The sequence below is a fragment of the Amycolatopsis pigmentata genome, from assembly GCF_042684065.1.
GTDB lineage: Bacteria > Actinomycetota > Actinomycetes > Mycobacteriales > Pseudonocardiaceae > Amycolatopsis_E > Amycolatopsis_E pigmentata.
Window position 1 is genome coordinate 1,155,590 of the sequence record NZ_JBHUKR010000004.1, and the last position, 25,364, is coordinate 1,180,953.

The 25,364-nt window shown below is 69.3% G+C and carries 24 protein-coding genes; 12 read left to right on the forward strand and 12 right to left on the reverse strand.

The window, feature by feature from the left end; all coding sequences use genetic code 11:
- Window positions 1–19: 19 nt before the first annotated feature.
- The gene (locus tag ACFSXZ_RS07050) at window positions 20–1,177 is read right to left on the reverse strand and encodes a pyridoxal phosphate-dependent aminotransferase (RefSeq protein WP_378262471.1); all 1,158 of its coding nucleotides are present in this window, start codon (window positions 1,175–1,177) and stop codon (window positions 20–22) included.
- Window positions 1,178–1,339: 162 nt separating this feature from the next.
- Here ACFSXZ_RS07050 and ACFSXZ_RS07055 point away from each other — a divergent pair, with 162 nt between their 5' ends.
- The 8 genes from ACFSXZ_RS07055 (at window position 1,340) to ACFSXZ_RS07090 (ending at window position 8,561) form a co-directional block, all read left to right on the forward strand.
- On the forward strand, window positions 1,340–2,020 hold the full coding sequence (locus tag ACFSXZ_RS07055) for a DUF998 domain-containing protein (protein ID WP_378262473.1): 681 nt from the start codon (window positions 1,340–1,342) through the stop codon (window positions 2,018–2,020).
- 78 nt (window positions 2,021–2,098) lie between these two features.
- On the forward strand, window positions 2,099–2,860 hold the full coding sequence (gene fabG / locus ACFSXZ_RS07060; RefSeq protein ID WP_378262475.1) for a 3-oxoacyl-ACP reductase FabG: 762 nt from the start codon (window positions 2,099–2,101) through the stop codon (window positions 2,858–2,860).
- 7 nt (window positions 2,861–2,867) lie between these two features.
- Window positions 2,868–3,320 carry a MaoC family dehydratase gene (locus ACFSXZ_RS07065; protein ID WP_378262477.1) on the forward strand — a complete coding sequence of 151 codons (453 nt, stop codon included), beginning with the start codon at window positions 2,868–2,870 and terminating at the stop codon, window positions 3,318–3,320.
- Between the two features lie 79 nt (window positions 3,321–3,399).
- Window positions 3,400–4,431, forward strand: coding sequence for a phosphotransferase family protein (locus tag ACFSXZ_RS07070; protein WP_378262479.1), 1,032 nt, complete (start codon window positions 3,400–3,402; stop codon window positions 4,429–4,431).
- A gap of 3 nt (window positions 4,432–4,434) precedes the next feature.
- Window positions 4,435–5,655 (forward strand): acyl-CoA dehydrogenase family protein, encoded by a 1,221-nt coding sequence (locus ACFSXZ_RS07075; protein WP_378262481.1) that lies wholly within the window; start codon window positions 4,435–4,437, stop codon window positions 5,653–5,655.
- Window positions 5,652–6,842, forward strand: coding sequence for an acyl-CoA dehydrogenase family protein (locus tag ACFSXZ_RS07080; protein ID WP_378262483.1), 1,191 nt, complete (start codon window positions 5,652–5,654; stop codon window positions 6,840–6,842). Before ACFSXZ_RS07075 ends, ACFSXZ_RS07080 begins: the two co-directional genes overlap by 4 nt.
- Complete coding sequence (locus tag ACFSXZ_RS07085; RefSeq protein WP_378262485.1) at window positions 6,839–7,930, forward strand: acyl-CoA dehydrogenase family protein; 1,092 nt, start codon at window positions 6,839–6,841, stop codon at window positions 7,928–7,930. The genes ACFSXZ_RS07080 and ACFSXZ_RS07085 overlap by 4 nt, the downstream gene beginning before the upstream one ends.
- A gap of 160 nt (window positions 7,931–8,090) precedes the next feature.
- Window positions 8,091–8,561, forward strand: coding sequence for a DUF7715 family protein (locus ACFSXZ_RS07090; RefSeq protein ID WP_378262487.1), 471 nt, complete (start codon window positions 8,091–8,093; stop codon window positions 8,559–8,561).
- Here the strand turns inward: ACFSXZ_RS07090 and ACFSXZ_RS07095 are convergent.
- From ACFSXZ_RS07095 to ACFSXZ_RS07105, 3 genes are all read right to left on the reverse strand, one after another.
- Window positions 8,525–9,112 carry a TetR/AcrR family transcriptional regulator gene (locus ACFSXZ_RS07095; protein ID WP_378262489.1) on the reverse strand — a complete coding sequence of 196 codons (588 nt, stop codon included), beginning with the start codon at window positions 9,110–9,112 and terminating at the stop codon, window positions 8,525–8,527. The genes ACFSXZ_RS07090 and ACFSXZ_RS07095 overlap by 37 nt on opposite strands.
- Before the next feature lie 68 nt (window positions 9,113–9,180).
- The gene (locus ACFSXZ_RS07100; protein WP_378262491.1) at window positions 9,181–9,963 is read right to left on the reverse strand and encodes an SDR family NAD(P)-dependent oxidoreductase; all 783 of its coding nucleotides are present in this window, start codon (window positions 9,961–9,963) and stop codon (window positions 9,181–9,183) included.
- On the reverse strand, window positions 9,960–10,712 hold the full coding sequence (locus ACFSXZ_RS07105) for an SDR family oxidoreductase (protein WP_378262493.1): 753 nt from the start codon (window positions 10,710–10,712) through the stop codon (window positions 9,960–9,962). Before ACFSXZ_RS07105 ends, ACFSXZ_RS07100 begins: the two co-directional genes overlap by 4 nt.
- 112 nt (window positions 10,713–10,824) lie before the next feature.
- Here ACFSXZ_RS07105 and ACFSXZ_RS07110 point away from each other — a divergent pair, with 112 nt between their 5' ends.
- The 3 genes from ACFSXZ_RS07110 to ACFSXZ_RS07120 all read left to right on the forward strand — a co-directional run bounded on the left by ACFSXZ_RS07110 (window position 10,825) and on the right by ACFSXZ_RS07120 (window position 13,012).
- A complete protein-coding gene (locus ACFSXZ_RS07110) occupies window positions 10,825–11,415 on the forward strand; it encodes a TetR/AcrR family transcriptional regulator (protein ID WP_378262781.1) in 591 nt (196 codons plus the stop codon).
- A 76-nt stretch (window positions 11,416–11,491) separates the two neighbouring features.
- Window positions 11,492–11,941, forward strand: a complete 450-nt coding sequence (locus tag ACFSXZ_RS07115) for a nucleoside deaminase (protein ID WP_378262495.1) — start codon at window positions 11,492–11,494, stop codon at window positions 11,939–11,941.
- Between the two features lie 153 nt (window positions 11,942–12,094).
- Window positions 12,095–13,012 (forward strand): glycoside hydrolase family 25 protein, encoded by a 918-nt coding sequence (locus tag ACFSXZ_RS07120; protein WP_378262497.1) that lies wholly within the window; start codon window positions 12,095–12,097, stop codon window positions 13,010–13,012.
- A gap of 20 nt (window positions 13,013–13,032) precedes the next feature.
- Here ACFSXZ_RS07120 and ACFSXZ_RS07125 read toward each other — a convergent pair whose 3' ends face one another.
- The 8 genes from ACFSXZ_RS07125 to ACFSXZ_RS07160 form a co-directional block, all read right to left on the reverse strand.
- Complete coding sequence (locus ACFSXZ_RS07125; RefSeq protein ID WP_378262499.1) at window positions 13,033–13,248, reverse strand: hypothetical protein; 216 nt, start codon at window positions 13,246–13,248, stop codon at window positions 13,033–13,035.
- Window positions 13,249–13,429: 181 nt separating this feature from the next.
- Complete coding sequence (locus ACFSXZ_RS07130) at window positions 13,430–14,128, reverse strand: TetR/AcrR family transcriptional regulator (RefSeq protein WP_378262501.1); 699 nt, start codon at window positions 14,126–14,128, stop codon at window positions 13,430–13,432.
- A 12-nt stretch (window positions 14,129–14,140) separates the two neighbouring features.
- A complete protein-coding gene (locus ACFSXZ_RS07135) occupies window positions 14,141–15,298 on the reverse strand; it encodes an acyl-CoA dehydrogenase family protein (RefSeq protein WP_378262503.1) in 1,158 nt (385 codons plus the stop codon).
- On the reverse strand, window positions 15,295–17,211 hold the full coding sequence (locus tag ACFSXZ_RS07140) for an acetyl/propionyl/methylcrotonyl-CoA carboxylase subunit alpha (RefSeq protein WP_378262505.1): 1,917 nt from the start codon (window positions 17,209–17,211) through the stop codon (window positions 15,295–15,297). The genes ACFSXZ_RS07135 and ACFSXZ_RS07140 overlap by 4 nt, the downstream gene beginning before the upstream one ends.
- 8 nt (window positions 17,212–17,219) lie before the next feature.
- Window positions 17,220–18,755: an acyl-CoA carboxylase subunit beta gene (locus tag ACFSXZ_RS07145; protein WP_378262783.1), complete on the reverse strand. Its 1,536-nt coding sequence runs from the start codon at window positions 18,753–18,755 to the stop codon at window positions 17,220–17,222.
- Between the two features lie 53 nt (window positions 18,756–18,808).
- Window positions 18,809–19,945 carry an acyl-CoA dehydrogenase family protein gene (locus ACFSXZ_RS07150; protein ID WP_378262507.1) on the reverse strand — a complete coding sequence of 379 codons (1,137 nt, stop codon included), beginning with the start codon at window positions 19,943–19,945 and terminating at the stop codon, window positions 18,809–18,811.
- Window positions 19,942–21,624 (reverse strand): acyclic terpene utilization AtuA family protein, encoded by a 1,683-nt coding sequence (locus tag ACFSXZ_RS07155; RefSeq protein ID WP_378262509.1) that lies wholly within the window; start codon window positions 21,622–21,624, stop codon window positions 19,942–19,944. The genes ACFSXZ_RS07150 and ACFSXZ_RS07155 overlap by 4 nt, the downstream gene beginning before the upstream one ends.
- A 163-nt stretch (window positions 21,625–21,787) precedes the next feature.
- Window positions 21,788–22,567, reverse strand: a complete 780-nt coding sequence (locus ACFSXZ_RS07160; protein WP_378262511.1) for a TIGR03084 family metal-binding protein — start codon at window positions 22,565–22,567, stop codon at window positions 21,788–21,790.
- Window positions 22,568–22,888: 321 nt separating this feature from the next.
- On the opposite strand from ACFSXZ_RS07160, the gene ACFSXZ_RS07165 reads away from it, so the two are divergent.
- Window positions 22,889–25,360, forward strand: coding sequence for a ribonucleoside-diphosphate reductase subunit alpha (locus tag ACFSXZ_RS07165; RefSeq protein ID WP_378262513.1), 2,472 nt, complete (start codon window positions 22,889–22,891; stop codon window positions 25,358–25,360).
- Window positions 25,361–25,364: the final 4 nt, after the last annotated feature.

Consider the following 25,364-nt stretch of genomic DNA (forward strand, 5'->3'; position numbering starts at 1 on the left):
CCCGAATGCTTGCCGGCGCTTATCCGAAGGCGCGTTCGTCGGCCTGAGCGACCAGTTCCACCGCGGAACCGCTGCGGGCGAACCCGCGCAGCCCCTCGACGAGCAGGTCCACGTCGTCCTCGGGCCGCACCGAGACCCGGATGAAACCGCCGGTCATCCCGATCCTGGTGCCGCATTCACGGACCAGGATGTTGTGCTCACTGAGCAGGTACGCGGCCAGCTCACCGCAGTTCACCCCGGGCGGGAGCCTGATCAGCAGGAAGCTGGCCTGCGACGAGTACACGGTCAGTTCCGGGAACCGGCCCAGTTCGGCGGACATCATGAACCGGTCGCGAACCACCAGCTTCAGGCTTTCCGCGTACTCGCCCCAGTGCTCGGTGAGCATGAAGACGATCGTCTCGGCCAGGCAGTTGAGATTCCGCTTCGGCAGCGTGGCGCCGATCTTCTGGCTCAGCGCGGGGTTGGAGACCTGATAGCCGAGCCGGACGCCGTTGAGACCGAGCGTCTTGCCCAGGCTCCGTACCACGATGACGTTCGGCCGCACGGTGGCCTCGAGCGCGACCGAAGCGTTGCGTTCCAGTTCGACGAAGTCGATGAAGGACTCGTCGATGACCACCAGGTCCAGGTCGGCCAGCTGGTCCATGAACCGGAGCACCTCACGGCGGGGAAGGTAGCCCCCGTCGGGGTTGTTCGGGTTGCACAGCACCGCCGCCCGCGAGCCCCGCTGCCGGATGAACTCCACATAGGCCTCGACCCGCAGCTCGAAGTTCTCGGCTTCCCGCAGGGGAAACATGTCCACCCGCTTACCGGTTTCCAGAGGCTGGTCGATCCACCGGCCCGAAGTCGGGACCGGGACGGCGACGCTGCTGTCCACCAGCAGATGGTCGATCCAGGTGAGCAGTTCGGTGGTTCCGTTGCCCACCGTCAGGGTTCTCGGATTGAGTTTGAGCACGGTGGCGAGCTGGTCGGCGACCAGCGCCGGGTCGCCCGGGTGGGACCGGAGCAGCGCCCTGAGCTGTCCGGCGAGTTCGTCGAACAACTCGGCGGTGGGAAAGTAGGGATTGCCGGGCGCGGAGAAATCGGCCAGCTCGCCCAGGCCCAGGCCCGGCTCCCGGGAGACGGCGAGAGAGGACGGGCTGCCCAGCGGATACCGGATCGCGTTCTTGCCGTGCCGCATTCCGTGCCTGCCTCCGCCCAAGGGTGTCCGCCGCCCCCGGTTCGACACGGGCGGACATCACGTCCGGTTCACCTCCTTTCGTCCCTGGACATTTCCTCCCGGCCGGCCGTCCCCGCTTTTCCGATCGCGACCGCCACCCGGGGCCGGCCGTAAGCTCGTCCCATGAGCGCGATCACCGGAACGGAACCCCGGACACCGCCAACCCCCGCCCGGTTCTCCGGCCGTGCCACGGGCGTGGCGGCCCTGACCGCGCTCACCGGTCTCGCCGTCGGCGCCGGACTGATCTTCCTGCTCCAGTTCATCCCGCCGACCGACGCGATCAGCCCGCTTCGCCGGACCATCAGTGAATACGGCCTTTCCGCGAACAAGGGCCTGTTCGACGCGGCGGTCATCCTCGTCGCGGGCGGATCCGCGACGCTGTTCGCCGCGCACCTCCCGCGCCGGGTACTCACCGCGGTCCCGGCGGTGGCGGGTGCGCTGTGGACGGTCAGCCTGCTGGTGATCGTGGCCTTCCCCAAGGCCGACTGGGCGGTCGGGCCGAGCGCGGGCGGCGTGGTGCACCGCATCGCCAGCGTCGTCGGTTTCCTCTGCCTGCCGGCCGGCATCCTGCTCGCTTCGGGCCGGGTGTTCCCGGACAGCGCGGTCTGGCGCGGGATCGCGCGCTGGCTGGGGGTGGCTTCGCTGCTGTGGTTCGGGGTGATCCTCGGCGCCATCGCCAGGTCGGCGCTCCTGGGCGGGCGGTGGTGGCAGGTGATCCCGCTCGGGCTCGTCGAACGCGGGATGGCGCTGACCGAAATTCTCGCGGTCGCCACGCTCGCGGTGCCTTTGCTCAGGAGAACATGACCGGCGTCACGGCGCGAGAGTAGGCTGGCACGGGTAACTTACTAAGCGCTCGCTTACCCCATCGACGAGGAGGAGCCCGTGCCCGACTCCCATTCCCGTGTCGCGATCGTCACCGGCGCCGCGCGCGGCATCGGTGCCGCCATCGCCCGGCGGCTCGCCGAGGACGGTTTCGCCGTCGGCCTGCTCGATCTCGACGAGGCCGCGGTCAAGCAGGGTGCCGAAGCCATCACGGCCCAGGGCGGCAAGGCCGTCGGGATCGGCCTCGACGTCAGCAGCACCGAGCAGGCCGAAGCCGCGGTCGAGGAGGTCGCGCGCGAACTCGGAGCGCCCACCGTGCTCGTCAACAACGCCGGCATCACCCGGGACAACATGCTGTTCAAGATGTCCGACCAGGACTGGGACTCGGTCATCGGGGTGCATCTGCGCGGCTCGTTCGTGATGACCCGCGCCGCCCAGAAACACATGACCGAACAACGCTGGGGACGCATCGTCAACCTGTCCAGCATCTCCGCGCTCGGGAACCGGGGCCAGGCGAACTACTCGGCCGCCAAGGCCGGGATCCAGGGCTTCACCAAGACGCTGGCCTTCGAACTGGGCAAGTTCGGTGTCACCGCGAACGCCATCGCGCCCGGCTTCATCGCCACCGACATGACCATGGCCACCGCGGAACGTCTCGGTGTGCCGTTCGAAGACTTCAAGGCCGCCGCCGCCCAGGAGATCCCGGTACGCCGTGTCGGGGAGCCGGAGGACATCGCGAACGTGGTGTCGTTCCTGGTCAGCGAGGGCGCCGGATTCGTCTCCGGCCAGGTCATCTACGTCGCCGGCGGACCGAAGGGCTGAGCAGACGATGCGCGTTTTCCCCTCCCTGGAATCCTTCGTCGCCGCGGCCGGTGAGCATCTCGGCCACAGCGACTGGCACACCGTCACCCAGGAACAGGTCGGCACCTTCGCCGACGCCACGGGTGACCACCAGTGGATCCACGTCGATCCGGAGAAGGCGGCGCGGGGACCGTTCGGTGGTCCCATCGCCCACGGGTTCTTGACCCTGTCCCTGATCTCGATGCTGAGCCAGCAGACCTACCGGGTGGACGGCCTGTCGATGGTCATCAACTACGGGCTGAACAAGGTGCGCTTCCCCCGGCCGGTCAAGGTCGGCGCGCGCATCCGCGGCGGCGCGGAACTCGTCGAGGTCACCGAGGTGCCGGGCGGCCGCCAGGCCGTGGTGCGCTGGACGATCGAGATCGACGGTGAGGAAAAACCCGCCTGCGTGGCCGAGTCGGTCACGCGACTGGTCGCCTGAACCGCCCTCGCGGCGCCGCCCGCGAGCGGTAGGCTGCGACATACCGACCGGTCGGTACCCCCAACGGACAGGAGGCCCAGTGAGGTCAGGACAGGGAGATCCAGAACAGCCACCCGGCCTGGACCCCGCGAGGCTTCGCGACTACCTCGACGCTCACGTCCCCGGGCTGACCGCGGGGCCCCTGACCGGCGAAGTCGTGCCGGGCGGACGATCCAACCTCACCTATGTCGTCACCGACGGCCGGTCCCGGTGGGTCGTCCGCCGTCCGCCCCTGGGGCACGTGCTGCCCACCGCGCACGACATGACGCGCGAGCACCGCGTGATCAGCGCGCTGGCGCCCACCCCGGTGCCGGTGCCCGGGACGATCGCGCTGTGCCAGGACGCGGACGTGCTGGGCGCGCCCTTCTACGTCATGGAGTACGTCGAAGGGAAGCCCTACCGTTCCGACACCCAGCTCGCCGAGCTCGGCCCGGAGCGCACCAAGGCAATCGGCGAAAGGTTGATCGACACCCTGGTCGACCTGCACGCGGTCGACCCGGTGGCGGTGAAGCTGGAAGACTTCGGGCGGCCACAGGGGTTCCTGGAACGGCAGGTGCGACGCTGGAAGAAGCAGCTCGACGCGTCGCGCAGCCGTGACCTGCCCGGCATCGACAGCCTCCACGAGCGGCTGGTGGCGGCCGTTCCGGGTGACGCCGAACCCACGATCGTCCACGGCGACTACCGGCTCGACAACGTGCTCGTCCGGGACGGCCGGATCACCGCGGTCCTGGACTGGGAGATGTCCACCCTCGGCGACCCGCTGACCGACCTCGCGCTCATGGTCGCCTACGCCGAAGCCGGCAAGATCGGCCCGAGCGTGGTCTCCACCGTCAGCACGGCGCCCGGGTATCCCGGCACCGAGGACGTGGTCGGCCGCTACGCCCAGGGCTCCGGCCGTGACGTCTCGAACCTCGACTGGTACATCGGCTTCGCCTTCTTCAAGCTCGCCGTCATCCTCGAAGGCATCTACTACCGTTTCAGCCACGGGCAGACGGTCGGCGAAGGCTTCGAGGCGATCGGTGACGCCGTCATTCCCCTGATCCGGCTCGGCAACGACACCTTCAAGGACTGATCGATGGACTTCGCGCTGGACGCCAAGACGACGGAACTGCGCAAGCGGTTACTGGACTTTCTCGACGAGCACGTCTACCCGGCCGAACCGGTCTTCGCGCGGCAACTCGCCGAGCGCGAGGATCCGTGGGCGAGCGTGCCGGTGGTCGAAGAGCTGAAGGCCGAAGCCCGTGAGCGCGGGCTGTGGAACCTGTTCCTGCCCGGTGAGCTCGGCGCCGGGCTGACCAACCTCCAGTACGCGCCGCTGGCGGAGATCACCGGGCGCAGTCCGCATCTGGCCCCGGTGGCGCTGAACTGCGCGGCGCCCGACACCGGCAACATGGAGGTCCTCGCGCAGTTCGCCACCGAGCGGCAGCGCGAGACGTGGCTGCGTCCGTTGCTGGACGGCGAAATCCGCTCCGCGTTCGCCATGACCGAGCCGGACGTGGCCTCCTCCGACGCCCGCAACATCGCCACCAGCATCAAGCGGGACGGTGATTCCTACGTCATCACCGGGCGCAAGTGGTACATCTCCGGCGCGATGAACCCGGCCTGCCGGATCTTCATCGTGATGGGCAAGACCGATCCCGACGCCGAACCGCACCGGCAGCAGAGCATGATCCTCGTCCCCCGGGACACGCCGGGCCTGGAGATCAGGCGCGGCATGACCCTGTTCGGCTACGACGACTCCTCCCACGGCGGCCATGCCGAAGTGGTCTTCCACGACGTGCGCGTGCCGGCCGAAAACCTCCTCGTCGAGGAGGGCGCCGGGTTCGCCATCGCCCAGGCCCGGCTCGGTCCCGGACGGATCCACCACTGCATGCGCCTGATCGGGATGGCCGAACGGGCGATCGAGCTGATGTGCCGCCGCACGCTCGGCCGCGTCGCGTTCGGCAAGCCGATCGCCGAGCAGGGCGTGGTGCAGGACTGGATCGCCGAAGCACGGGTACGGGTCGAGCAGTTGCGCCTGCTGGTGCTCAAGACGGCGTGGCTGATGGACACCGTGGGAAACAAGGGCGCGCACACCGAGATCCAGGCCATCAAGATCGCCACCCCGGCGTCCGTGGAATGGATCCTGGACAAGGCGATCCAGGCGCACGGCGCCGCGGGGCTGAGCCAGGACACCCCGCTGGCCGAACTCTGGGCGCAGGCCAGGATGCTGCGGTTCGCCGACGGCCCCGACGAAGTGCACAAACGCTCGCTGGCCCGGCAGGAGCTGAAAAAGTACCGCGAAGGAGCGAAATGACCCGCCCTTTCACCGAGGAGGACCTGCGGGAGCGGGTGCGCGCCCTGCTGGCCGCCCACGATCCTGCGGTCACCGACCGTCTCGAGTTCCTGCGCGCCCGGTTCGACGCCGGGCTCGCCTGGATCCACTACCCGGAGGGGCTAGGCGGTCTCGGCGCGCCCCGCGAACTCCAGTCCGTCGTGGACGCCGAACTGGAAGCGGCGGGCGCGCCGGACAACAACCCGCACCGGATCGGGATCGGCCTGGGGATGGCCGCTCCCACGATCCTGCGGTTCGGCACCCCGGAACAGCGAAAGCGCTTTCTGCGTCCACTGTGGACCGGTGAAGAGGTGTGGTGCCAGCTGTTCAGCGAGCCGGGCGCCGGGTCCGATCTCGCCGCGCTCGGCACCAGGGCGGTGCCCGACGGCGACGACTGGGTGGTCACCGGGCAGAAGGTGTGGACGTCGGTGGCGCACATCGCGCGGTTCGCCATCCTGGTCACCCGCACCGATCCGGACGTGCCCAAGCACCGGGGCATGACCTACTTCATCTGCGACATGACCGACCCCGGCGTCGAGGTGCGTCCCCTCCGGCAGATCACCGGGGAGGCGGAGTTCAACGAGGTCTTCCTCAGCGGCGTGCGGATCCCGGACGCCCACCGGCTTGGCGAGGTCGGTGAAGGCTGGAAGGTCGCCCAGACCACGTTGATGAACGAACGGGTCGCCATCGGCGGGCGCGCGCTCCCCCGCGAAGGCGGTCTCGCCGGCATCGTGGCGAACACCTGGCGGGAACATCCGGAACTGCGGACCCCCGAACTCCGGGAACGGCTGCTGCGCCTGTGGGTGGAGGCCGAGGCGATGCGGCTGGCCGCCGTCCGCCTGCAACAGGAGCTCACGGCCGGGCAGCCCGGCCCGGAAGGGTCGGCGATGAAGCTGGGATTCGCGCGGCTGCAGCAGGCGTGGTCCGGCTTCGAGGTCGAACTGGCCGGGGAGGACGGCCTGCGCTACGACGACTGGACCATGACCCGTCCCGAGAAGGTCGACATGATCGGCCGCGAACCCGGATACCGTTACCTCCGCGCGAAGGGCAACTCCATCGAGGGCGGCACTTCGGAGGTCCTGAAGAACATCATCGCCGAGCGCGTGCTCGGCCTGCCGCCGGAACCCCGGACCGACAAGGACATCGCCTGGAAGGACCTGCCGAGGTGAGCGATCTCCGGTATTCCGAAGTCGAGGAAGACCTCCGTGCCAGTGTGCGCGACCTGATCAGTGACCGGGCGCCCGCGACGGCCGTGCTCGAACGGGCCGAAAGCGCCGAACCCTACGACCTCTCCCTCTGGCGCACGCTCGCCGCGGACCTCGGCGCGGCCGGGCTGGCCGTTCCGGAGAAGCTCGGCGGGCAGGGCGCTTCCGCGCGCGAAACGGCCGCGGTGATGGAAGAACTGGGCAGGTCGGTCGCGCCCGTGCCGTTCCTCGGCAGCGCGGTGCTGGCCACGTCCGCCCTGCTCGCCGCGGGCGACACCACGGTGCTTCCCGGACTGGCCTCCGGCGAGGTGATCGGCGCGCTCGCGGTGCCGCTGACCCTGTGGCCGGGTGCCGGATTCCCGGACTCCGTGCGCTTCGCCGACGGTGTCCTCGAAGGACGGGTGGGCACCGTCGCCGACGCGGGCGTCGCCGAAGTGCTCGTGGTCCCGGCGATGGGCCCGGACGGTCCCGGTCTGTACGAGGTGGCGGCGACCGCCGCGGTGATCAGCGAGATCACGCCGCTCGATCTGACCCGCCGGCTCGCCGACGTCACCTTCGACGGCTCTCCCGCGCGCCTGATCACTGGTCCCGGTGGCGCCGCGGAGGCGCTCGACGCGGCGCTGACCACCGGCGCGGGCCTGCTCGCCTCGGAACAACTCGGGGTCGCGCAGTGGTGTCTCGAATCGACCGTCGCCTACGTCAAGCAGCGCTTCCAGTTCGGCCGCCCCGTCGGTTCGTTCCAGGCGCTCAAGCACCGGCTCGCCGACATCTACCTCGAACTCGTCGCGGCCCGTGCGGCGGCCCGGCACGCCGCCGACACCCTGGCCACGGCCGACACCGACGTACCGGTCGCCGTGGCGGTGGCCCAGTCCACCTGTTCGGCCCTGGCGGTCCATGTCGCGGAGGAAGCGGTGCAGTTGCACGGCGGGATCGGCATGACCTGGGAACACCCGGTCCACCTTTACCTCAAACGGGCGAAGGCGAGCGAACTGGCCCTCGGCACCCCCGGGCGGCACCGCGAACGCCTGTCGGCGCTGGTAGACCTGCCCTGATCGGGCACAGGAACGGCTCGGTGGCCCTGGCGTCCGCGCACCCGCCGAGCTGTTCGTTTTCACACCTTTGAGCGAAGGTCGGCGAACATCCTCGACCGGTGGTGAACTCACGTTCGATACTGGACGCACACCAATCGCGTCCCACCGGAGGAGAACCGTCATGAAGCTGCTCGTCGCCACCGCCAGGACCCAGGGCGCCCGCGCCAACGACTACCACCACTGCACCGAGGGTGAACTGGTCTGGATCGGCCTGGTCTGCCGCAAGGACCGGGACGATCCGGACGGCGGCTGCGGGTGCGGCCGCGGGTTCGGCGGCCTGAACTCCCACCGCGCCACCACCACCGCGCTGGTGGCCGACCTGCCCGGATTCACTCACGAAGACTACGTGCTGGCGATCCGTTCCAGTCTCGCCGTTCAGGGCTGGCCACCTTCGGTCGCCGAAGAGGTCGCCGACGGCCTGCGCGAACTGGCGAGCCACTACCCGGTGGGCGCCGTGCTCGAGCGCCGTCTCGACGACGTCTACGCGCGCATCCGGATACCCGGGGGGCGGCCCCGGCTCTCCGGAGTCCCGGGAATGACGCGCGCCTCGCCCTCTTACGGGCGCAAGGAGTCCAGCAGCAGATCGGCGTAGTACTCGCCCACCTGGCGGCCCGACAACGGTCCACTGGGGGAATACCAGGAAACGAGGTGATGCACGGCGCCGAAGAAGAAATCGACGACGATCTCCGCGGGCTTGTCGGAGCGGAACTCCCCCGTCGACTGCCCTTCCTCGATCAGCGACCGGAACCGTTCGTGGTAGCGGCGGCGCTCACCGCGGACCGCCTTCCGTTTCTCCGGGCTCAGCTGATGCATGGACTGCTGAAAAATGACCATGTCGTCGAGGTTGTCGATGGTACTGACCACGACGTCGGTACAGGCATCCCTCAGGCGCAGGCGCGCCGGTGCCTCGGTGACGGCGACCTTCTCCAACTGTTCTGTCTGGGCTCGCAGAACCCGGCTGTAGACCTCGTAAAGGAGTTCTTCCTTGGAACCGAAGTAGTGATACATGGCGCCCTTGGTGACGCCCGCCGCCTCCACGATCTCCTGAACCGTGGCGCGGTCGAACCCCTTCTGGGCGAACAGTTTCGTCGCCGCCGACAACAGCCGGCGCGGCACCGGATCCTCGGGCGGCTTACGCGACACCGCACAAGCATACCGACCGGATGGTTTGACCAGGCGGCGACGAAACGCCGGCGAGTCCGGCGGCCACGTCAGTCGGCGGCGGCTTCGATCTTGCGCTGCAACTTGTTCATGCCGTTCAGCCAGTGATCGGTGTCGGTGGCCCTGGCCGTGTAGTACGCGGCGACCTCCGGGTGCGGCAAGATCAGGAACCGGCCGTCCGCCAGCCCGTCCAGCACGTCGTCGGCGACCTGTTCGGGCTCGATCGCCGAACGTTCCATGATCAGCCGGCCGGCCGCGCCGGTGTCGGCCAGCATCCGGGTGCGGACGCCCTGCGGGCAGACGGCCTGCACCGTGATCCCGCGATGCCGGTAGGTCGCGCTGAGCCATTCCGCGAACGCGAGCGCACCGTGCTTGGTGACCGCATACGGTGCGGCTCCGAGGGAGGTGAGCAGGCCGGCGGCGGAGACGGTGGCGAGGAAATGTCCCCGGCCGCGCGCGAGCCAGTCCGGCAGAAGCAGCTTCGCGGCGCGGACGTGAGCCATCACGTTCACGTCCCACGCCCGGGCCCATTCGTCCTCCGCGCTGTCGGCCCCGCCGTGCGGGGCGACGCCGGCGTTGGCGCAGAACAGGTCGATAGCGCCCAGTGCGGACTTCGCCTCGGTGATCAGCCGTTCGACACCGGACTCGGTGGCGGCGTCACCCGCGATCGCCGTGCCGCCGACTTCGCCGGCCACCGCGGCCGCCCGGCCGCCGTCGAGGTCGGCGATCACCAGGCGGGCGCCGCGGGCGGCGAAGCGACGGGCCAGCGCGGCACCGATCCCGCCGCCCCCGCCGGTGATCACGACACCGGCACCGTGCGGATCGAACGTCACACGCCACCTCCGAGGGTGACGCCGCCGTCGAGCACGATCGTCTGGCCGGTGATCCAGCTCGCGTCGTCGGACAGCAGGAACGCGACCGCGCCGGCGACGTCGCCGGGCAGTCCGAGACGCTTGAGTGGGTACGCGGCCGACACCTGCTCCTCGCGGCCCTCGTACAGCGCCGTGGCGAACTTCGTCTTCACCACCGCCGGTGCGACGGCGTTGACCCGGATCCCCGGGCCGAGTTCGGCGGCCAGTTCCATGGTCAGCCGGATAAGCGCGGCCTTGCTGACCCCGTACATGCCGATGCCCGGCGTCGCGCGCAGGCCCGCGGTCGAGGCGACATTGACCACCGCACCGCCGTGTTCGCCCATCCACGCTTCCCGGGCGCGCCGGACCCAGGCCAGCGGCGCGAGCACATTCACGGCGAGGATCTTGGCCGCGGCGGCGGGATCGGTGTCGACGACCGGGCCGTAGACCGGGTTGATCCCGGTGTTGTTCACGAGCATGTCCAGGCGGCCGAACGTCTCGACGGTCTTGGCCACGGCTTCGGCCTGGTGCGCCGGGTCGTCGGCCTTGCCGGGCACGGCGACCGCGACGTCCGGGCCGCCCAGCTCGTTCACGGCCTCCGCCAAAGGCTCCGGCTTACGAGCGGTGATGCACACCTTCGCGCCACGCTGGACGAGTTCCCGCGCGATGCCCAACCCGATCCCGCGGCTCGCGCCGGTCACGATCGCGACCCGGTCCTTGAGCGAGTTCACCTGCTTCACCTGTTCCTCACCGGGGTCATCACGGCCCCTCCTAGACTTCGAACCTGTGACACTGTCCGCCGAACTCTGGCCCGACGTACAACCCGACGCCGCGAGACGCCTGATGCTCGCCGCCGTCGAGTCTTTCGCGAGCCGCGGCTACCACGCCACCACCACCCGCGACATCGCCGGCGCGGCGGGGATGAGTCCGGCCGCGCTCTACGTCCACTTCCCCTCCAAGGCCGCCCTGCTCTTCGCGATCAGTGAGAGCGGCCATCAGCAGACCCTCACCCTGGTCGAAACGGTGGCCGCCGGCGACGAAAGTCCCCGGGAAAAGATCCGGCGCATCGTCGAGGACTTCGTCGCCTGGCACGCCCGCAGGCACACGATCGCCCGCGTCGTCCAGTACGAGCTCCAGGCCCTGCCCGAGCAGGAATACGCGGTGGTCAAAGACCTGCGGCGCCGCATCGAACGCCGGATGCGGGACGTCATCGCCGAGGGCGTGAAACAGGGGGCTTTCGCGGTCGACGACGTGCACACGGCCGCGCGAGCCGTGCTGTCCCTGGGCGTGGACGTCGCCCGCTGGTACACCGACCGCCCCGGGGGCAAGACACCCGAAGCACTCGGGCACGACTACGCGCGACTGGTGCTGCGCATGCTCGGCGCCGGCTCGGAGCCCCTCACGGAAGAGTCCCACACCGAACAAGCTACCTGACATACTAAGCGGTCGGTAACCTCCGGCCGCGCGCTCGCCCTACGATCCCGGCCGGTTGTCCGCCTAGGCTCGGGCCATGACCGGTTTCGACCCCGGCGACCTGCTCGCCGTGGCCCGCGAAGAGGCCCTCATCGGCAAGGCCGAAGGCGGCATCCCGATCGGTGCCGCCTTGTTCACCATCGACGGCGAACTGCTCGGCCGGGGGCGCAACCGGCGCGTGCAGGACGGCGATCCGTCGATGCACGCCGAGACCGCCGCCTTCCGCGACGCCGGGCGCCGGAGGCACTACCGGGACACCGTCATGGTGACCACGCTTTCGCCGTGCTGGTACTGCAGCGGCCTGGTCCGCCAGTTCGCCATCCCGCACGTGGTGATCGGTGAGGCACGCACCTTCTCCGGCGGTCACGACTGGCTCGCCGGGCACGGCACCCGGATCACCATCCTCGACGACCCCGCCTGCGTCGAGGCCATGACCGAGTTCATCGCCGAACGTCCGGACCTGTGGTTCGAAGACATCGGACAATGACCACGGGCTCCGCCTGCTCGTTCCCCAGCTCAGCCAAGTGCCACCGCACACGGATCGCGAAGAATTTTCCGAAGATAACGGCCACATAACAGCCGGTCGGCCATCCTGACGAAAATCCACATACTGAGCATCTAATCGGGGTAAAGAAAAACTATGGCCGACGGTATCGATGTCTTCACCCTGTACCAGGATGTGCGGGACTGGCACGCGGTCCGTGGCGCGGGCTACGAATTCTGTTATGTGAAGGTCTCCGACGGGGACGAGGACCGCGCCGACAACGGTTACGGACCCGCGGGTCATTCCGCGGGACTGGCCATGGGCGCCTATCACTACGCCCAGTTCGGTGATCCGGTCACGCAGGCGGAGCGGCTCGTCCGCCGCGCGGAAACGGCGGGGTGCACCGACCTCGCACCGGCATTGGATCTGGAGGACCCGTTCGGCCCGGACCAGCGTGCGACCGACTTCGCGATCGCGTTCCTGCGGCGGGTCGCGGAACTCGGGCACCGTCCCTGCCTCTACGGCAACAACAACATTCTCGGCACCGTACTGGGGCCGGCGAAGGCGGCGGTACCGGAAACACTGGTGTGGGCGGCCAGCTACGGCGCCGCCCCGACCGTGCCCTACGACGTGTGGCAATGGTCCAGTTCGGGCAATGTGCCCGGCATCTCGGCCAGTTCGGTCGACCTGAACCGCGGCGTGATCCCGGTCGATGCCCCAGGCGGCTCAGATGTCCCGCTCGCAGATCTGTACACGGAGGACTCAATGGCCAGGATTCCCAAGGGCGGCAGCGAAGGTGGCCTGGAGAGGGCCGTCAACTACCAGCTCGCGGTGAGTATGTTGCGCGAACACGACGTGGTCATCGCGCCCGGTGACATGCCGGTGGTGGTTTATGGCTCCTATCACTGGGCCTGGAATGCCGGAACGGGCGGGAATCCGGTGACCGACCCGAACAATCCGGTCGTCGTCCCGGTCCAGGGTTCCTACAGCTATATCGTGCCCAGAGGAACCGGAAAAGTGGACCTGATCTACTGGTCCGACGACGACTTCACGGTATTCGTCGCACCCCGGTGACAGTTTCCGCGAACAATTGTTCAGGCGACGGTGCGCACGGCCAGTGCCGCGCGTCCCGCCTCGGTGAGTTCCGCCGGAACGCGGTCGCCGGGGCAGGAAGGGCGGAGGTAGCCCGCGTGCGCGAGCATGTGCGCGGTCACCTGGTCACAGCACGCGACACCGTCGATGAACAGGTCGGGCTCGCAACTGCCCGACATCGTCGCGCGGCCCGCCGCGACGGCTCTCAACATGGCCATCGCACGATGGGAAAGCAAACCGTCCGTTCCCGTCACCGGAACCATCCCCCTCGAAGAACTCCTCGCGAAGACACCGAACGTCTCTCTGGATTTCAGAGGCGGCGAGTCACCGGGAGATACCGGTGGCTTCACCATCGTTACCAGTCCGACCGAAAGTAGGCGGACACGATGCGTACCCGAATCACTTGTGTAGATCCATTTCCGCTGTGGCTGCCGTCGGATTGGTAACGAACGGCACAGCAGGACGCTCGGGGCCCGGACCCGGTTCCCCCAGGACGGGCCCGAGCACGCGCGCCCACTGCCGGGCGATCCTCCGCCGCCGCCTGGTGTCGTCGGTGAGCAGGTTCGCCAGGCCCAGCCCCCGCGCCAGGTCGAGCGTGGACTGGACCAGTTCCCGGATTCCGGGGTGCGACTCGTCCACGCCGAGCAGGTCCACCGCCAGCCGGTGCGCTTCCCGGCCGACCCGTGCCTCGAGCGGCACCAGCACCGCCCGCAATGCCTCGTCACCGGAAGCGGCCACCCACAGGTGCAGGGCCGCGCGGAACATCGGACCGGTGTAGAGGTCGAGCAGCATGTCGACGACGGGCTCGATCCGCGACCGGCCGGCGGGCAGGTCGCGCGCCTGGCGGCGCAACTCGGCGACCTGGACCTCGCCGATGTACTCCACCGCCGCGGTCACCAGGTCCTCCCGGGTGGGGAAATGGTGCTGCGCGGCGCCCCGCGAAACACCGGCCCGCCGCGCGATCAGCGCCACGGTCGTGCCGTTCCAGCCCTGCTCGGCCAGGCACCCGACGGCGGCGTCGACCAGCCGCCGGCGCGTCGTCCGGCTGCGCTCCTGCTGTGGCTCACCGCCCCGCTTGGGCTCGGCACGTCCGGTCATCGGTGAGCCATCTCAGTACGACTTCGGCAGCCCGAGGCTGTGCTGGGCGACGAAGTTGAGGACCATCTCACGGCTCACCGGCGCGATTCGCGCGGCCCGGACCGCGCCCAGCATCGAGCCGAGACCGTACTCGGAGGCCAGGCCGTTCCCACCGTGCACCTGCACCGCCTGGTCGACGGCCTTGATCGCGACCTCACCGGCGGCGTACTTGGCCATGTTGGCCGCCTCCCCGGCGCCGAAGTCGTCACCGGAGTCGTACAGCGCGGCGGCCTTCTGGGTCATCAGCCGCGCCAGCTCCAGTTCGATCTTGATCTGGGCCAGCGGATGCGCGAGGCCCTGGTGACTGCCGATCGGCGCGCCCCACACGCTGCGCTGCCGGGCATAGGAGACGGCCTTGTCCAGCGCGAACCGGGCGAGCCCGGCCGAGAACGACGCGCCCATGATCCGTTCCGGGTTGAGCCCGGCGAACAGCTGCGCCAGCGCCGCGTCCTCCGACCCGACCAGCGCGTCGGCGGGCAGCCGCACGTCGTCGAAGAACAGCCCGAACTGCTTGTCGGCCGAGACCAGGTCCATTTCGATGGGGCGGTACTCGAAACCGGGTGCGCCGGTCGGCACGATGAACAGCGCCGGTTTGAGCCGGCCGGTCGCGGCGTCGGTGGTGCGCCCGACGACGAGCACGGCCTCCGCTTCGTCGACACCGGAGATGAAGACCTTGCGCCCGTTGAGGATCCAGTCGCCGCCGTCCCGGCGAGCGGTGGTGGTGATCTTGTGAGAGTTGGAGCCCGCGTCGGGTTCGGTGATGGCGAAGGACATCCTGACCTCGCCGGTCGCGAAACGCGGCAGCCACCGCTGCTTCTGCTCGTCCGTGCCGAACCGTGCGATCACCGTCGCGCAGATCGCCGGTGACACCACCATCAGCAGCATCGGGGTGCCGGCGGCGCAGAACTCCTCGCACACCGCGGCGAGATCGCCGATCCCGGCTCCTCCCCCGCCGTAGGCCTCCGGAACGGCAACGCCGAGGTAACCGAGCCGTCCGGCCTCGTTCCACAAGTCGGTGGTGTGGCCGCCGCTGCGGGCGAGTTTCGTGTAGTACTCGTGCCCGTAACGGCGACCGAGTTCGCCGACGGCTTCCCGCAGGGCTTTGCGCTCGTCGGTTTCGGTGAACATCATTGCGGCTCCTTCACCACGGCCAGTACCGCCCCGACGTCGACCTGCGTTCCCGCGGTGACCGGCAGTTCCGCCACCACGCCGTCGGCAGGCGTGGTGATCTTGTGTTCCATCTTCATGGCTTCCAGCCACAGCAACGGGTCCCCGGCCCGGACCTCGTCCCCGGCCGCGACCGCGACCCGGAGCACGGTGCCCGGCATGGGCGCGACGAGCGAGCCCACGGCGAGCGCCGCCCCGGGCTCGGTGAACCGCGGCACGGGCGTCAAAAGGACCGTGCCCACGCACACCAACCCGGGGTAGATCCCCACCTCGAAGGCTCGCCGCACTCCACCGGCCTCCAGCACGACCCGGTCCTCGGTGGCTTCGACGACCCGGATGTCCGGTGTCCCCTCGTGAATTCCGTCCTGAGTACTACAGCCGTCGACCACGAGGCCCGAGCGCCCGTGCCGGTAGGCGACCTCGTACTCGGTGCCGTCGACGGAGTACGTCCTTCGCTGGGCCTGTGACGGCACATTGCGCCACGCGCCCGGACCCCGCCCCGCGTTCGCCGACGCCTGCGCGAGTGCCGCGGCGACCGCCGCGAGCCCCGGGTCGCCCAGCGGCTTGGCGAGCGTGTCCAGCCCGTGTCGCGTGAAGAACGCGGTGTCGATGTCGCCGGCCAGGAAAGCCGGATGCCGCAACACGTTGACCAGCAGGTCCCGGTTCGTGCGCAGGCCATGGATCGTCGCCCCGGAGAGCGCGGCCGCCAGCTTGCGGGCCGCGTCGGCGCGCTCCGGCGCCCACGCGATCACCTTGGCCAGCAACGGGTCGTAGTGCGTGCCGATCACCGAGCCGTCGGTCACCCCACTGTCGACCCGCACATCACCGGGAACCTCGAACCGGTGCACAGTGCCGGTCTGTGGCTGCCAGTCGGCGGCCGGGTCCTCGGCGTAAAGCCGCACCTCGATCGCGTGACCGTTGCGCTCGGGTGGTTCCGGCGGTAACGGATGTCCTTCGGCGACGCGGAGCTGGAGTGCGACCAGATCGAGCCCGAAGACGTATTCGGTGACCGGATGCTCCACCTGAAGCCGGGTGTTCATTTCCAGGAAGTAGAAGCGGCCGTCGCCGGTCGCCAGGAACTCGACGGTACCGGCGCCGGTGTACCCGATCGCCGTGGCCGCCCGGCGGGCCGCCTCGGACAGCTCCTCCCGCATGGCCGGGCCGACCAGGGGCGAGGGAGCCTCCTCGATCACCTTCTGGTGACGCCGCTGGATCGAGCACTCCCGTTCGCCGAGCGTCCACACCGTGCCGTGCTCGTCGGCGAGGACCTGCACCTCGATGTGCCGGCCCGTCTCCAGGTAGCGTTCGCAGAACACCGTCGGGTCCCCGAAGGCCGACTCCGCCTCGGCCCGTGCGCTTTCCACCGCCGCGGGAAGCTCGTCGAGCGAGGTCACCACGCGCATGCCCCGCCCGCCGCCGCCCGCGGAGGCCTTGACCAGCACGGGCAGGTCGTCCTCGGTGACCTTCGCCGGGTCCAGTTCGGCCAGGACCGGGACCCCGGCCTCGGCCATGATCCGCTTGGCGTCCGCTTTGGACCCCATGGATTCGATCGCGGCGGGCGGCGGACCGACCCAGGTCAGGCCCGCGTCGCCGACCGCGCGGGCGAAGCCGGCGTTCTCGGACAGGAAGCCGTAACCGGGGTGCACGGCGTCCGCGCCCGCCGCCTTCGCGGCCGCGATCAGCTTCTCGGCCCGCAGGTAGGTTTCGGAAGGTGCGTTGCCCGGCAGGCGGACCGCGGCGTCCGCCTCGAGGACGTGCGGGGAGGAGGCGTCGGCGTCGGAGAACACCGCCACCCGCCCGATGCCCAGCGTGGCACAGGTGCGGAACACGCGGCGGGCGATCTCCCCGCGGTTGGCGACCAGAAGGGTGCGGATCATGAGCGGCCTCACATCCGGAAGACGCCGAAGCCGTCGGCGCCCTTGATCGGTCCATTGTGGATGGCGGAAAGGCTCAGCCCGAGCACGGTTCTGGTGTCGCGCGGGTCGATGATGCCGTCGTCATAGAGCATCCCGGACAGGAACATCGGCATGGACTCCGCCTCGATCTGCCGTTCGACCATGGTGCGCATGGCCGCGTCGGCGTCGTCGTCATAGGGTTGCCCGCGGTTGGCCGCGGCCGCGCGCGCCACGATCGACAGCACACCGGCGAGCTGCTGCGGGCCCATCACCGCGGACTTCGCGCTGGGCCAGGCGAACAGGAACCTCGGCCGGTAGGCCCGGCCGCACATGCCGTAGTGACCGGCGCCGTAGGAGGCCCCCATCAGCACCGAAAGGTGTGGCACGCGGGAGTTGGACACCGCGTTGATCATCATCGCGCCGTGCTTGATGATGCCGCCCTGTTCGTACTCCTTGCCCACCATGTAGCCGGTCGTGTTGTGCAGGAACAACAACGGTGTGTCGGTCTGGTTGGCGAGTTGGATGAACTGCGCGGCCTTCTGCGACTCTTCGCTGAACAGGACGCCCTGCGCGTTGGCGAGAATGCCGACCGGGTACCCGTGCAGGTTCGCCCAGCCGGTCACCAGGCTGGCCCCGTACAACGGCTTGAACTCGTCGAACTCGGAGTCGTCCACGATCCGCGCGATGACCTCACGAGGATCGAAGGGGACCTTCAGGTCGCTGGGAACGATGCCCAGCAGGTCCTCGGGGTCGTAGCGGGGCTCGCCGTAATCGGTTCGCGGTGGGGGCCCGAGTTTGCGCCAGTTGAGCCGGCGGACGATGCTCCGGCCGATGCGGATCGCGTCGTATTCGTCCACGGCCAGGTAGTCCGCGAGCCCGGAAACGCGGGCGTGCATCTCGGCACCGCCGAGCGACTCGTCGTCGGACTCCTCGCCGGTCGCCATCTTCACCAGCGGCGGCCCGCCGAGGAACACCTTCGCGCGCTCGGCGACCATCACCACGTAGTCCGACATGCCCGGCAGGTACGCGCCTCCGGCGGTGGAGTTGCCGAACACCAGGGCGATCGTCGGCCGCTTCTCGGCGGAGGCGGTGGTCAGGTTCCGGAACGTCGCGCCGCCCGGGATGAAGATCTCCTTCTGGGCAGGCAGGTCGGCGCCACCCGACTCCACCAGGTTGATCGTCGGCAGCCGGTTCTCCGCGGCGATCTCGGCCGCCCGCAGGCCCTTCTTCAGGCTGGACGGGTTGCTCGCGCCGCCCTTCACGGTCGGGTCGCTGGCGGTGATCAGGCATTCCACGCCCTCGACGGTCCCGATCCCGGCGACCACACTGGCCCCGACGTGATAGTCGGTGCCCCACGCGGCCAGCGGTGAGAGCTCCAGGAACGGCGAGTCCTCGTCGAGCAGGAGTTCGATGCGCTCCCGCGCGAGCAGTTTCCCGCGTTTGCGATGCCGTTCGACATACTTCTCACCGCCGCCCGCGACCGCCTTGGCGTGTTCGGCTTCCAACTCGGCAAGCTTGGCCAGCATGGCGTCCCGGTTGGCCGCGAACGCCTCGCTCCCGATGTCCACAGTGGAACGAATCAACCCGTGTACCCCAATCGTTTCGCGGCAAGGCCGGTGAGGATCTCCGTGGTACCGCCACCGATGCCGAGGATCCGCACGTCCCGGTAGTGACGCTCCACTTCGGACTCCCGGAGATAGCCGGCACCACCGTGCAACTGGACCGCCTCGCTCACCACCCACTCCGCGGCCTCGACCGCGCTGTTCTTGGCGAAGCACGCCTCGGCGATCACCTCTTCACCGGCGACGTGACGCTCGGCCACGTGCCGGGTGTAGACCCGGGCGAGGTCGGTCCTGCGCGCCATCTCGGTGAGCTTGTACTGCACCGCTTGGCGGGAAACGAGCGAACGACCGAACGTCTCGCGCAGACGGCACCAACCGAGCGCCAGGTCGAGTGACCGGCGCGCGATCGCGTAGGCCTGCACGGCCAGTGACAACCGTTCGGCGACGAACTGGGTCGCCAGCTGGGCGAAGCCGCTTCCTTCGGCACCGACCAGGTTCTCGGCCGGTACCCGGGCATCCACATAGGACAGTTCAGCGGTGTCGGAGCAGGCCCAGCCCATCTTCTCCAGCTTCCGGCCCACCGTGAAGCCCGGTGTGCCGCGCTCGACCACCAGCAGGGAAAGCCCATGCGCGCCCGGCCCGGAGGTACGGACGGCGGTGGTGACGAAGTCGGCGCGGCAGCCCGAGGTGATGAACGTCTTCGTGCCGTTGACGACGTAGTGGTCCCCGTCGCGCCGAGCGGTCGTGGCGATCGACGCGACATCCGAGCCGCCACCGGGTTCGGTGATCGCCAGCGCGCCGATCTTCGTCCCGGCCAGCGTGGGCCGCACCCACTTCGCGATCTGGGCCGCATCACCCGCCTCGGCGATATGCGGCACGGCGATACCGCCGGTGAACAGGGAAGCGACGAGCCCTCCGCTGCCACCCGCGTAAAGGATCTCCTCGACCACGGCGACGCTGTCGAGGAAGTCTCCCCCGCCGCCGACCGATTCCGGGAATCCCGCCCCCAGCAGACCGATTTCGCCCGCCTTGCGATGCAGTTCGCGGGGCAGCTCGCCGGCGCGCTCCCACTTGTCGAGTTCGGGCAGCACCTCCGCTTCCACGAACCGCCGCACGGTCTCGCGAAGCGCCCGCCGCTCAGGAGTTTCGGTCATGTGGGCACCTCCACGTGCCGGGCGCGGAGCCATTCGCCCAGTGCTTTCGCCTGCGGGTCGAACCGGTACTGCGAGGCGACTCCTTCACCGAGCAGTCCGGTCACGACGAAGTTCAACGCGCGAAGGTTCGGCAGCACATACCGGCGCACCGGCAGGGAAGCCGTTTCCGGCAGCAACCGCCGGAACTCCTCCACGGTCAGGAAATGCGCCAGCCATCGCCAGTGCTCGTCGGTCCGCGCCCAGACACCGAGGTTGGCGTCACCACCCTTGTCGCCGCTGCGCGCGCCGACGATCGTGCCCAGCGGTGCCTCGCGTGTCGCTCCCGGTTCGAGCGGCTCAGGCAGCGGTGGATCATCCACATCGGACAACCCGAGAGTCTCCGCGGCGGCGTCGATCGGGATTCGCGTCCCGTCCGGGAGCACAGCCACCTGCGCGATCTCGTGAATGTCCACAAAGGACGGCCGATAGACACCGTAGGGCGCGGCGTCCGACGGAGGCGCGGTCACGTGGAAACCCGGATAGCTGCTCAGGGCCAGTTCGATCGCGGCACCACTGAAGGCACGTCCGGCCACCTTCGGATCGTCGTCGACGACCGCGCAGTGCAGCAGGGCGCTCGCCCGCTGCTCGGTGTCCGCGTCCTGGTGGTCCGTGCGAGCCAGCGTCCAGCGGATTTTCGCGGGCCGGCGGGTCAACGCGGCTTCCAGTTGCTCCCGGACCATCCCGGCCTTCGCCTCGATGTCCAGCCCAGTCAGCACGAACGTGGTGGAGTTGCGGAAGCCGCCGAGCGTGTTGAGGCAGACCTTGGCCTCCGGCGGCGGCGGTTCACCCTTCGTCCCGCTGATCCGGACCCGGTCCGGGCCCTCCTGGGCGAGTTCGACGGTGTCGAACCGGGTGGTGACGTCGGGCCCGGCATACCGGGCGCCGGAGATCTCGTACAGCAGCTGGGCGGTGACCGTGCCGACGGTGACCGCTCCCGGCGTGCCCTCGTGCTTGGTGATCACGCTCGATCCGTCGGCGTGGACCTCCGCGAGCGGGAAGCCCGGCGTGCCCAGGTCGTGTTCGGCGAAGAAGGCGTAGTTGCCGCCGGTCGCCTGGGCGCCGCATTCGAGCACGTGCCCCGCCACCACCGCGCCGGCGAGCGCGTCGTAGTCGTCGCGACGCCACCCGAAGTGCGCCGCCGCGGGGCCCACGACCAGCGATGCGTCGGTCACCCGGCCGGTGACCACCACGTCCGCGCCACCCCGGAGGCACTCCGCGATGCCCCAGGCGCCGAGATAGGCGTTGGCGGTCAACGGCGTACCGAAGCCGAGTTCGGCGGCGCGCGGCAGAAGATCGTCCCCTTCGACGTGGGCGACCGTGACGCCGAGGCCGAGACGCTCCGCCAGCTCGCGGATCGCGGTCGCCAGCCCGGCCGGATTGAGCCCGCCGGCGTTGGCCACGATCCTGACGCCCTTGTCCTTGGCCAGCCCGAGGTTTTCCTCCAACTGCCGCAGGAAGGTCTTCGCGTAGCCGCGGGCGGGATCCTTCAGCCGGTCACGCCCGAGGATCAGCATGGTCAACTCGGCCAGGTAGTCGCCAGTCAGCACGTCGAGAGGCCCGCCGTCGAGCATCTCGCGCATCGCGGAGAACCGGTCCCCGTAGAAACCCGAGGCGTTGCCGATCCTCAACGGGGCGCTCACGCTCGTCCCTTCGCGACTTTGCGCGCCCCCGCGATCGTGTCGACAGGGCGCTCCTTCCCTGCACACGCCACGCCAGGCGAATGGGCGCCCTGCCGCCCCAATAGCGGCAAGAAAAGGCGCGCTCTGTAGTCACCTGGACGGCCGTGAGTTGACATCAGTGGTGTCATGCCGCACCCCCGGCCCGGCCCGCTCCAGGCGGGCCCGCGAAGGCCTGCGCGATCCCCAGCCATTCTCGGGCGTCGTCCCCGGTGACGACCAAGCCGGTGGCGGCCGGGTCCCGGCGCTGGGTCACGACAAGGCAGAACTCCAGAGCTTCGCCGGTCACCCGCTGGGCAGCGGCTTCGGGACCGAACGCCCAGGTTTCCCCGTCGGGCGCGGTCAGTTCCACCCTGAACGGCTCAGGCGGCGGGGTGAGCCCGTGGAGGCTGAAGGCGAAGTCGCGCGTCCGAACCCCGAGCCAGGCGATGTGCCTGAGCCGCGCGGTCGGCCGGTGCACGAGCCCGAGCGCGTCGAACACGTCCTGTGCGTGCGCCCACGTCTCCATCAACCGGGCGGTGGCCATCGACGCGGCGCTCATCGGCGGCCCGTACCACGGGAACTTCTCCCCGGACGGCGCGGTTTCCAGTGCCGCGGCCAGGTCCGCCCGCGTGGTCCGCCACTCGGCGAGAAGTTCGGCCGCGGGCTTCGCCGCACCCTCGGCGGCGGCATCGTCGACGTAGGTCTCACCGGCGGCGAGCGCCCGCTTCAGTTCGGCGCCGAAGTCGTCGGGAGTCCGCACGGCGATGAGGGCCCGTGAATCCGTCCACGTCAGATGCGCGATCTGATGGGCGATCGTCCAGCCCTGCGCGGGAGTCGGCGTGGCCCAGTCGGCATCGGCCACCACGTCGTCGAGTTCCCGGCTTTCCGCCGCCAGGTCACCCAGAATTCCTCCGACGTCCGCCACCGCTCGGCCTCCTCGCCCTCACCTGTCCGCGCCTGCGGTGCGAGCGTGTCACCGGACGAAGAAAAAAGCAAGCGTGCTTGATTTTTTCAACCGGCGTCCCGGGCGTCCCCAAGATCGTCCAGCGTGCTTCGCCGCCTTAACACAACACGCCGACACGCCTTGATATTGGGGTACGTGCACTCACACACCCCAACATGTAGTCTCTGATCACCGGCAGCAGCCCAGCGGCGGGAGACGCTCGGTCCGCCGGTGCACCTCATTTCCCGCGCGCGCCCGCATCCGCCAGCGTGCCGATTCACCGCGCCCTTTTTGGAGTGATGCATGTCTGTGGAAGCGATGGCACGACCGGACGGCGAGACCGGTGGCATCTCGGTCAAGGACGCCGACGGCAACCTCCGGCCACTCGACTGGGCACGCGTGGCGCGGGTGGTGGGCGAAGCGGTCGCCGGGATCGAGGACACCTCGCCCGGCCCGGTGCTCGCCGAGACCGGGCGCGCCATCTACGACGGCATCACCACCGGCGAACTGGCGCTGGCACAGATCATGGCGGCCCGCACCCTGGTCGAGCAGGAGCCGAACTACTCCTATGTCAGCGCGCGGCTGCTGCTGGACAAGCTCCGTGGCGAAGCCCTGACCTACCTGGCGGACGCGCCGCGCCAGGCAGGCCAGCGTGAGATGGCCACGGAGTATCCGGAGTACTTCCGCCGGTACCTCGCGCGGGCGATCGAACTGGAACTGGCCGACCCCGAACTGGCGCGGTTCGACCTGGACCGGATCACCGCGGCTCTGGCCCCGGAGCGCGACCTGGACTTCACCTTCCTCGGCCTGCAAACCCTCTACGACCGCTATTTCCTGCACCACGAGGGGAACCGGTTCGAGCTGCCTCAAGCGTTCTTCATGCGGGTCGCGATGGGCGTGGCGCTCCGGGAGGACGAACGGGAATCCCGTGCCATAGAGTTCTACGAGCTGCTGTCCACCTTCCATTTCATGGCGTCCACGCCGACCCTGTTCAACGCCGGCACCACCCGCGCGCAACTGTCGTCGTGCTTTTTGACCACGGTGGACGACAACCTGGACTCGATCTTCCAGGCGTACCGGAACAACGCGCTGCTGGCCAAGTACTCGGGCGGCCTCGGCAACGACTGGACACCGGTGCGCGGGCTGGGCGCCCACATCAAGGGCACGAACGGGACCTCACAGGGCGTGGTGCCCTTCCTCAAGATCGCCAACGACACGGCGGTGGCGGTCAACCAGGGCGGAAAGCGCAAGGGCGCGGCGTGCGCCTACCTGGAGACCTGGCACATCGACCTCGAAGAGTTCCTCGACCTGCGCAAGAACACCGGGGACGACCGGCGCCGCACGCACGACATGAACACCGCCAACTGGGTCCCCGACGAGTTCCTGCGCCGCGTCGAGGCGGACGCGCACTGGACGCTGTTCTCCCCCGACGAGACACCGGACCTGCACGATCTCTACGGCAACGCCTTCGCCGAACGCTACCGCGCCTACGAAGCGGCCGCCGACGCCGGCGAGATCAAGGTGTTCCGCCGGCTGCGTGCGGTCGAGTTGTGGCGGCGGATGCTGACCATGCTCTTCGAAACCGGCCACCCCTGGATCACCTTCAAGGACCCGTGCAACCTGCGCTCGCCCCAGCGCCACACGGGCGTCGTGCACTCCTCGAACCTGTGCACCGAGATCACCCTGAACACCAGCACCGACGAAGTGGCGGTGTGCAACCTGGGCTCGGTCAACCTGGCGAAACACGTCACCGGCGCGGGCCTGGACACCGCGCGGCTCGAGCGCACCGTGACCACCGCCGTCCGCATGCTCGACAACGTGATCGACATCAACTTCTACACCATCCCCGAGGCCAGGCGGTCCAACCTGCGGCACCGCCCGGTCGGCCTGGGGCTCATGGGCTACCAGGACGCGCTCTTCGAACTGGGCATCCCGGTGTCCTCCCCGGACGCGGTCTCCTTCGCCGATCTCAGCATGGAGCACCTCTCCTACCACGCGATTGCGGCATCGGTCTCCCTCGCCGCCGAACGCGGCCGGTACGAGACGTTCGAGGGATCGTCATGGAGCAAGGGAATCCTGCCGCTCGACTCGATCGAACTGCTGGCGCAGGCACGGCACGGCGACGGGCTCGACGTCGACACATCGTCCACTTTGGACTGGGACACCCTGCGCGAGAAGGTGCGCACCACCGGGATGCGCAACTCCAACGTGATGGCGATCGCGCCGACGGCGACCATCTCCAACATCTGCGGGGTCGCTCAGTCGATCGAACCGCTGTTCCAGAACCTCTACGTCAAGTCGAACATGTCGGGCGACTTCACCGTGATCAACCCGCATCTGGTGCGCACCCTCAAGGATCGCGGGCTGTGGGACGAAGCCATGGTGGCCGACCTCAAGTACTACGACGGCAGCCTCGGCGAAATCGACCGCGTGCCCGACGACGTCAAGCGGCTGTACGCGACCGCGTTCGAGATCGAGCCCCGGTGGCTGGTGGACGCGGCGTCACGGCGGCAGAAGTGGATCGACCAGGCGCAGTCGCTGAACCTCTACCTGGCCTCGCCCAGCGGGCGCAAGCTCGACGAGTTGTACCGCCACGCCTGGCACAAGGGGCTGAAGACGACCTATTACCTGCGGACACGGTCGGCGACCCACGTGGAGAAGAGCACCCTGCGCGGCACGGACGGAAAGCTCACCGCGGTCGCGCCCACGACGGTGGAACCGGACCCCGCCCCGGCGTGCCGGATCGACGACCCCGACTGCGAAGCCTGCCAGTGACGGT

What these genes read in the sequence shown, in the direction of transcription:
- ACFSXZ_RS07050 (WP_378262471.1), bottom strand. Translation starts at nt 1,177, where the DNA reads ATGCGGCACGGCAAGAACGCGATCCGGTATCCGCTGGGCAGCCCGTCC.
- ACFSXZ_RS07055 (WP_378262473.1), top strand. Translation starts at nt 1,340, where the DNA reads ATGAGCGCGATCACCGGAACGGAACCCCGGACACCGCCAACCCCCGCC.
- ACFSXZ_RS07065 (WP_378262477.1), top strand. Translation starts at nt 2,868, where the DNA reads ATGCGCGTTTTCCCCTCCCTGGAATCCTTCGTCGCCGCGGCCGGTGAG.
- ACFSXZ_RS07075 (WP_378262481.1), top strand. Translation starts at nt 4,435, where the DNA reads ATGGACTTCGCGCTGGACGCCAAGACGACGGAACTGCGCAAGCGGTTA.
- ACFSXZ_RS07080 (WP_378262483.1), top strand. Translation starts at nt 5,652, where the DNA reads ATGACCCGCCCTTTCACCGAGGAGGACCTGCGGGAGCGGGTGCGCGCC.
- ACFSXZ_RS07090 (WP_378262487.1), top strand. Translation starts at nt 8,091, where the DNA reads ATGAAGCTGCTCGTCGCCACCGCCAGGACCCAGGGCGCCCGCGCCAAC.
- ACFSXZ_RS07110 (WP_378262781.1), top strand. Translation starts at nt 10,825, where the DNA reads ATGCTCGCCGCCGTCGAGTCTTTCGCGAGCCGCGGCTACCACGCCACC.
- ACFSXZ_RS07115 (WP_378262495.1), top strand. Translation starts at nt 11,492, where the DNA reads ATGACCGGTTTCGACCCCGGCGACCTGCTCGCCGTGGCCCGCGAAGAG.
- ACFSXZ_RS07120 (WP_378262497.1), top strand. Translation starts at nt 12,095, where the DNA reads ATGGCCGACGGTATCGATGTCTTCACCCTGTACCAGGATGTGCGGGAC.
- ACFSXZ_RS07125 (WP_378262499.1), bottom strand. Translation starts at nt 13,248, where the DNA reads ATGGCCATGTTGAGAGCCGTCGCGGCGGGCCGCGCGACGATGTCGGGC.
- ACFSXZ_RS07130 (WP_378262501.1), bottom strand. Translation starts at nt 14,128, where the DNA reads ATGACCGGACGTGCCGAGCCCAAGCGGGGCGGTGAGCCACAGCAGGAG.
- ACFSXZ_RS07135 (WP_378262503.1), bottom strand. Translation starts at nt 15,298, where the DNA reads ATGATGTTCACCGAAACCGACGAGCGCAAAGCCCTGCGGGAAGCCGTC.
- ACFSXZ_RS07140 (WP_378262505.1), bottom strand. Translation starts at nt 17,211, where the DNA reads ATGATCCGCACCCTTCTGGTCGCCAACCGCGGGGAGATCGCCCGCCGC.
- ACFSXZ_RS07145 (WP_378262783.1), bottom strand. Translation starts at nt 18,755, where the DNA reads ATGCTGGCCAAGCTTGCCGAGTTGGAAGCCGAACACGCCAAGGCGGTC.
- ACFSXZ_RS07150 (WP_378262507.1), bottom strand. Translation starts at nt 19,945, where the DNA reads ATGACCGAAACTCCTGAGCGGCGGGCGCTTCGCGAGACCGTGCGGCGG.
- ACFSXZ_RS07165 (WP_378262513.1), top strand. Translation starts at nt 22,889, where the DNA reads ATGTCTGTGGAAGCGATGGCACGACCGGACGGCGAGACCGGTGGCATC.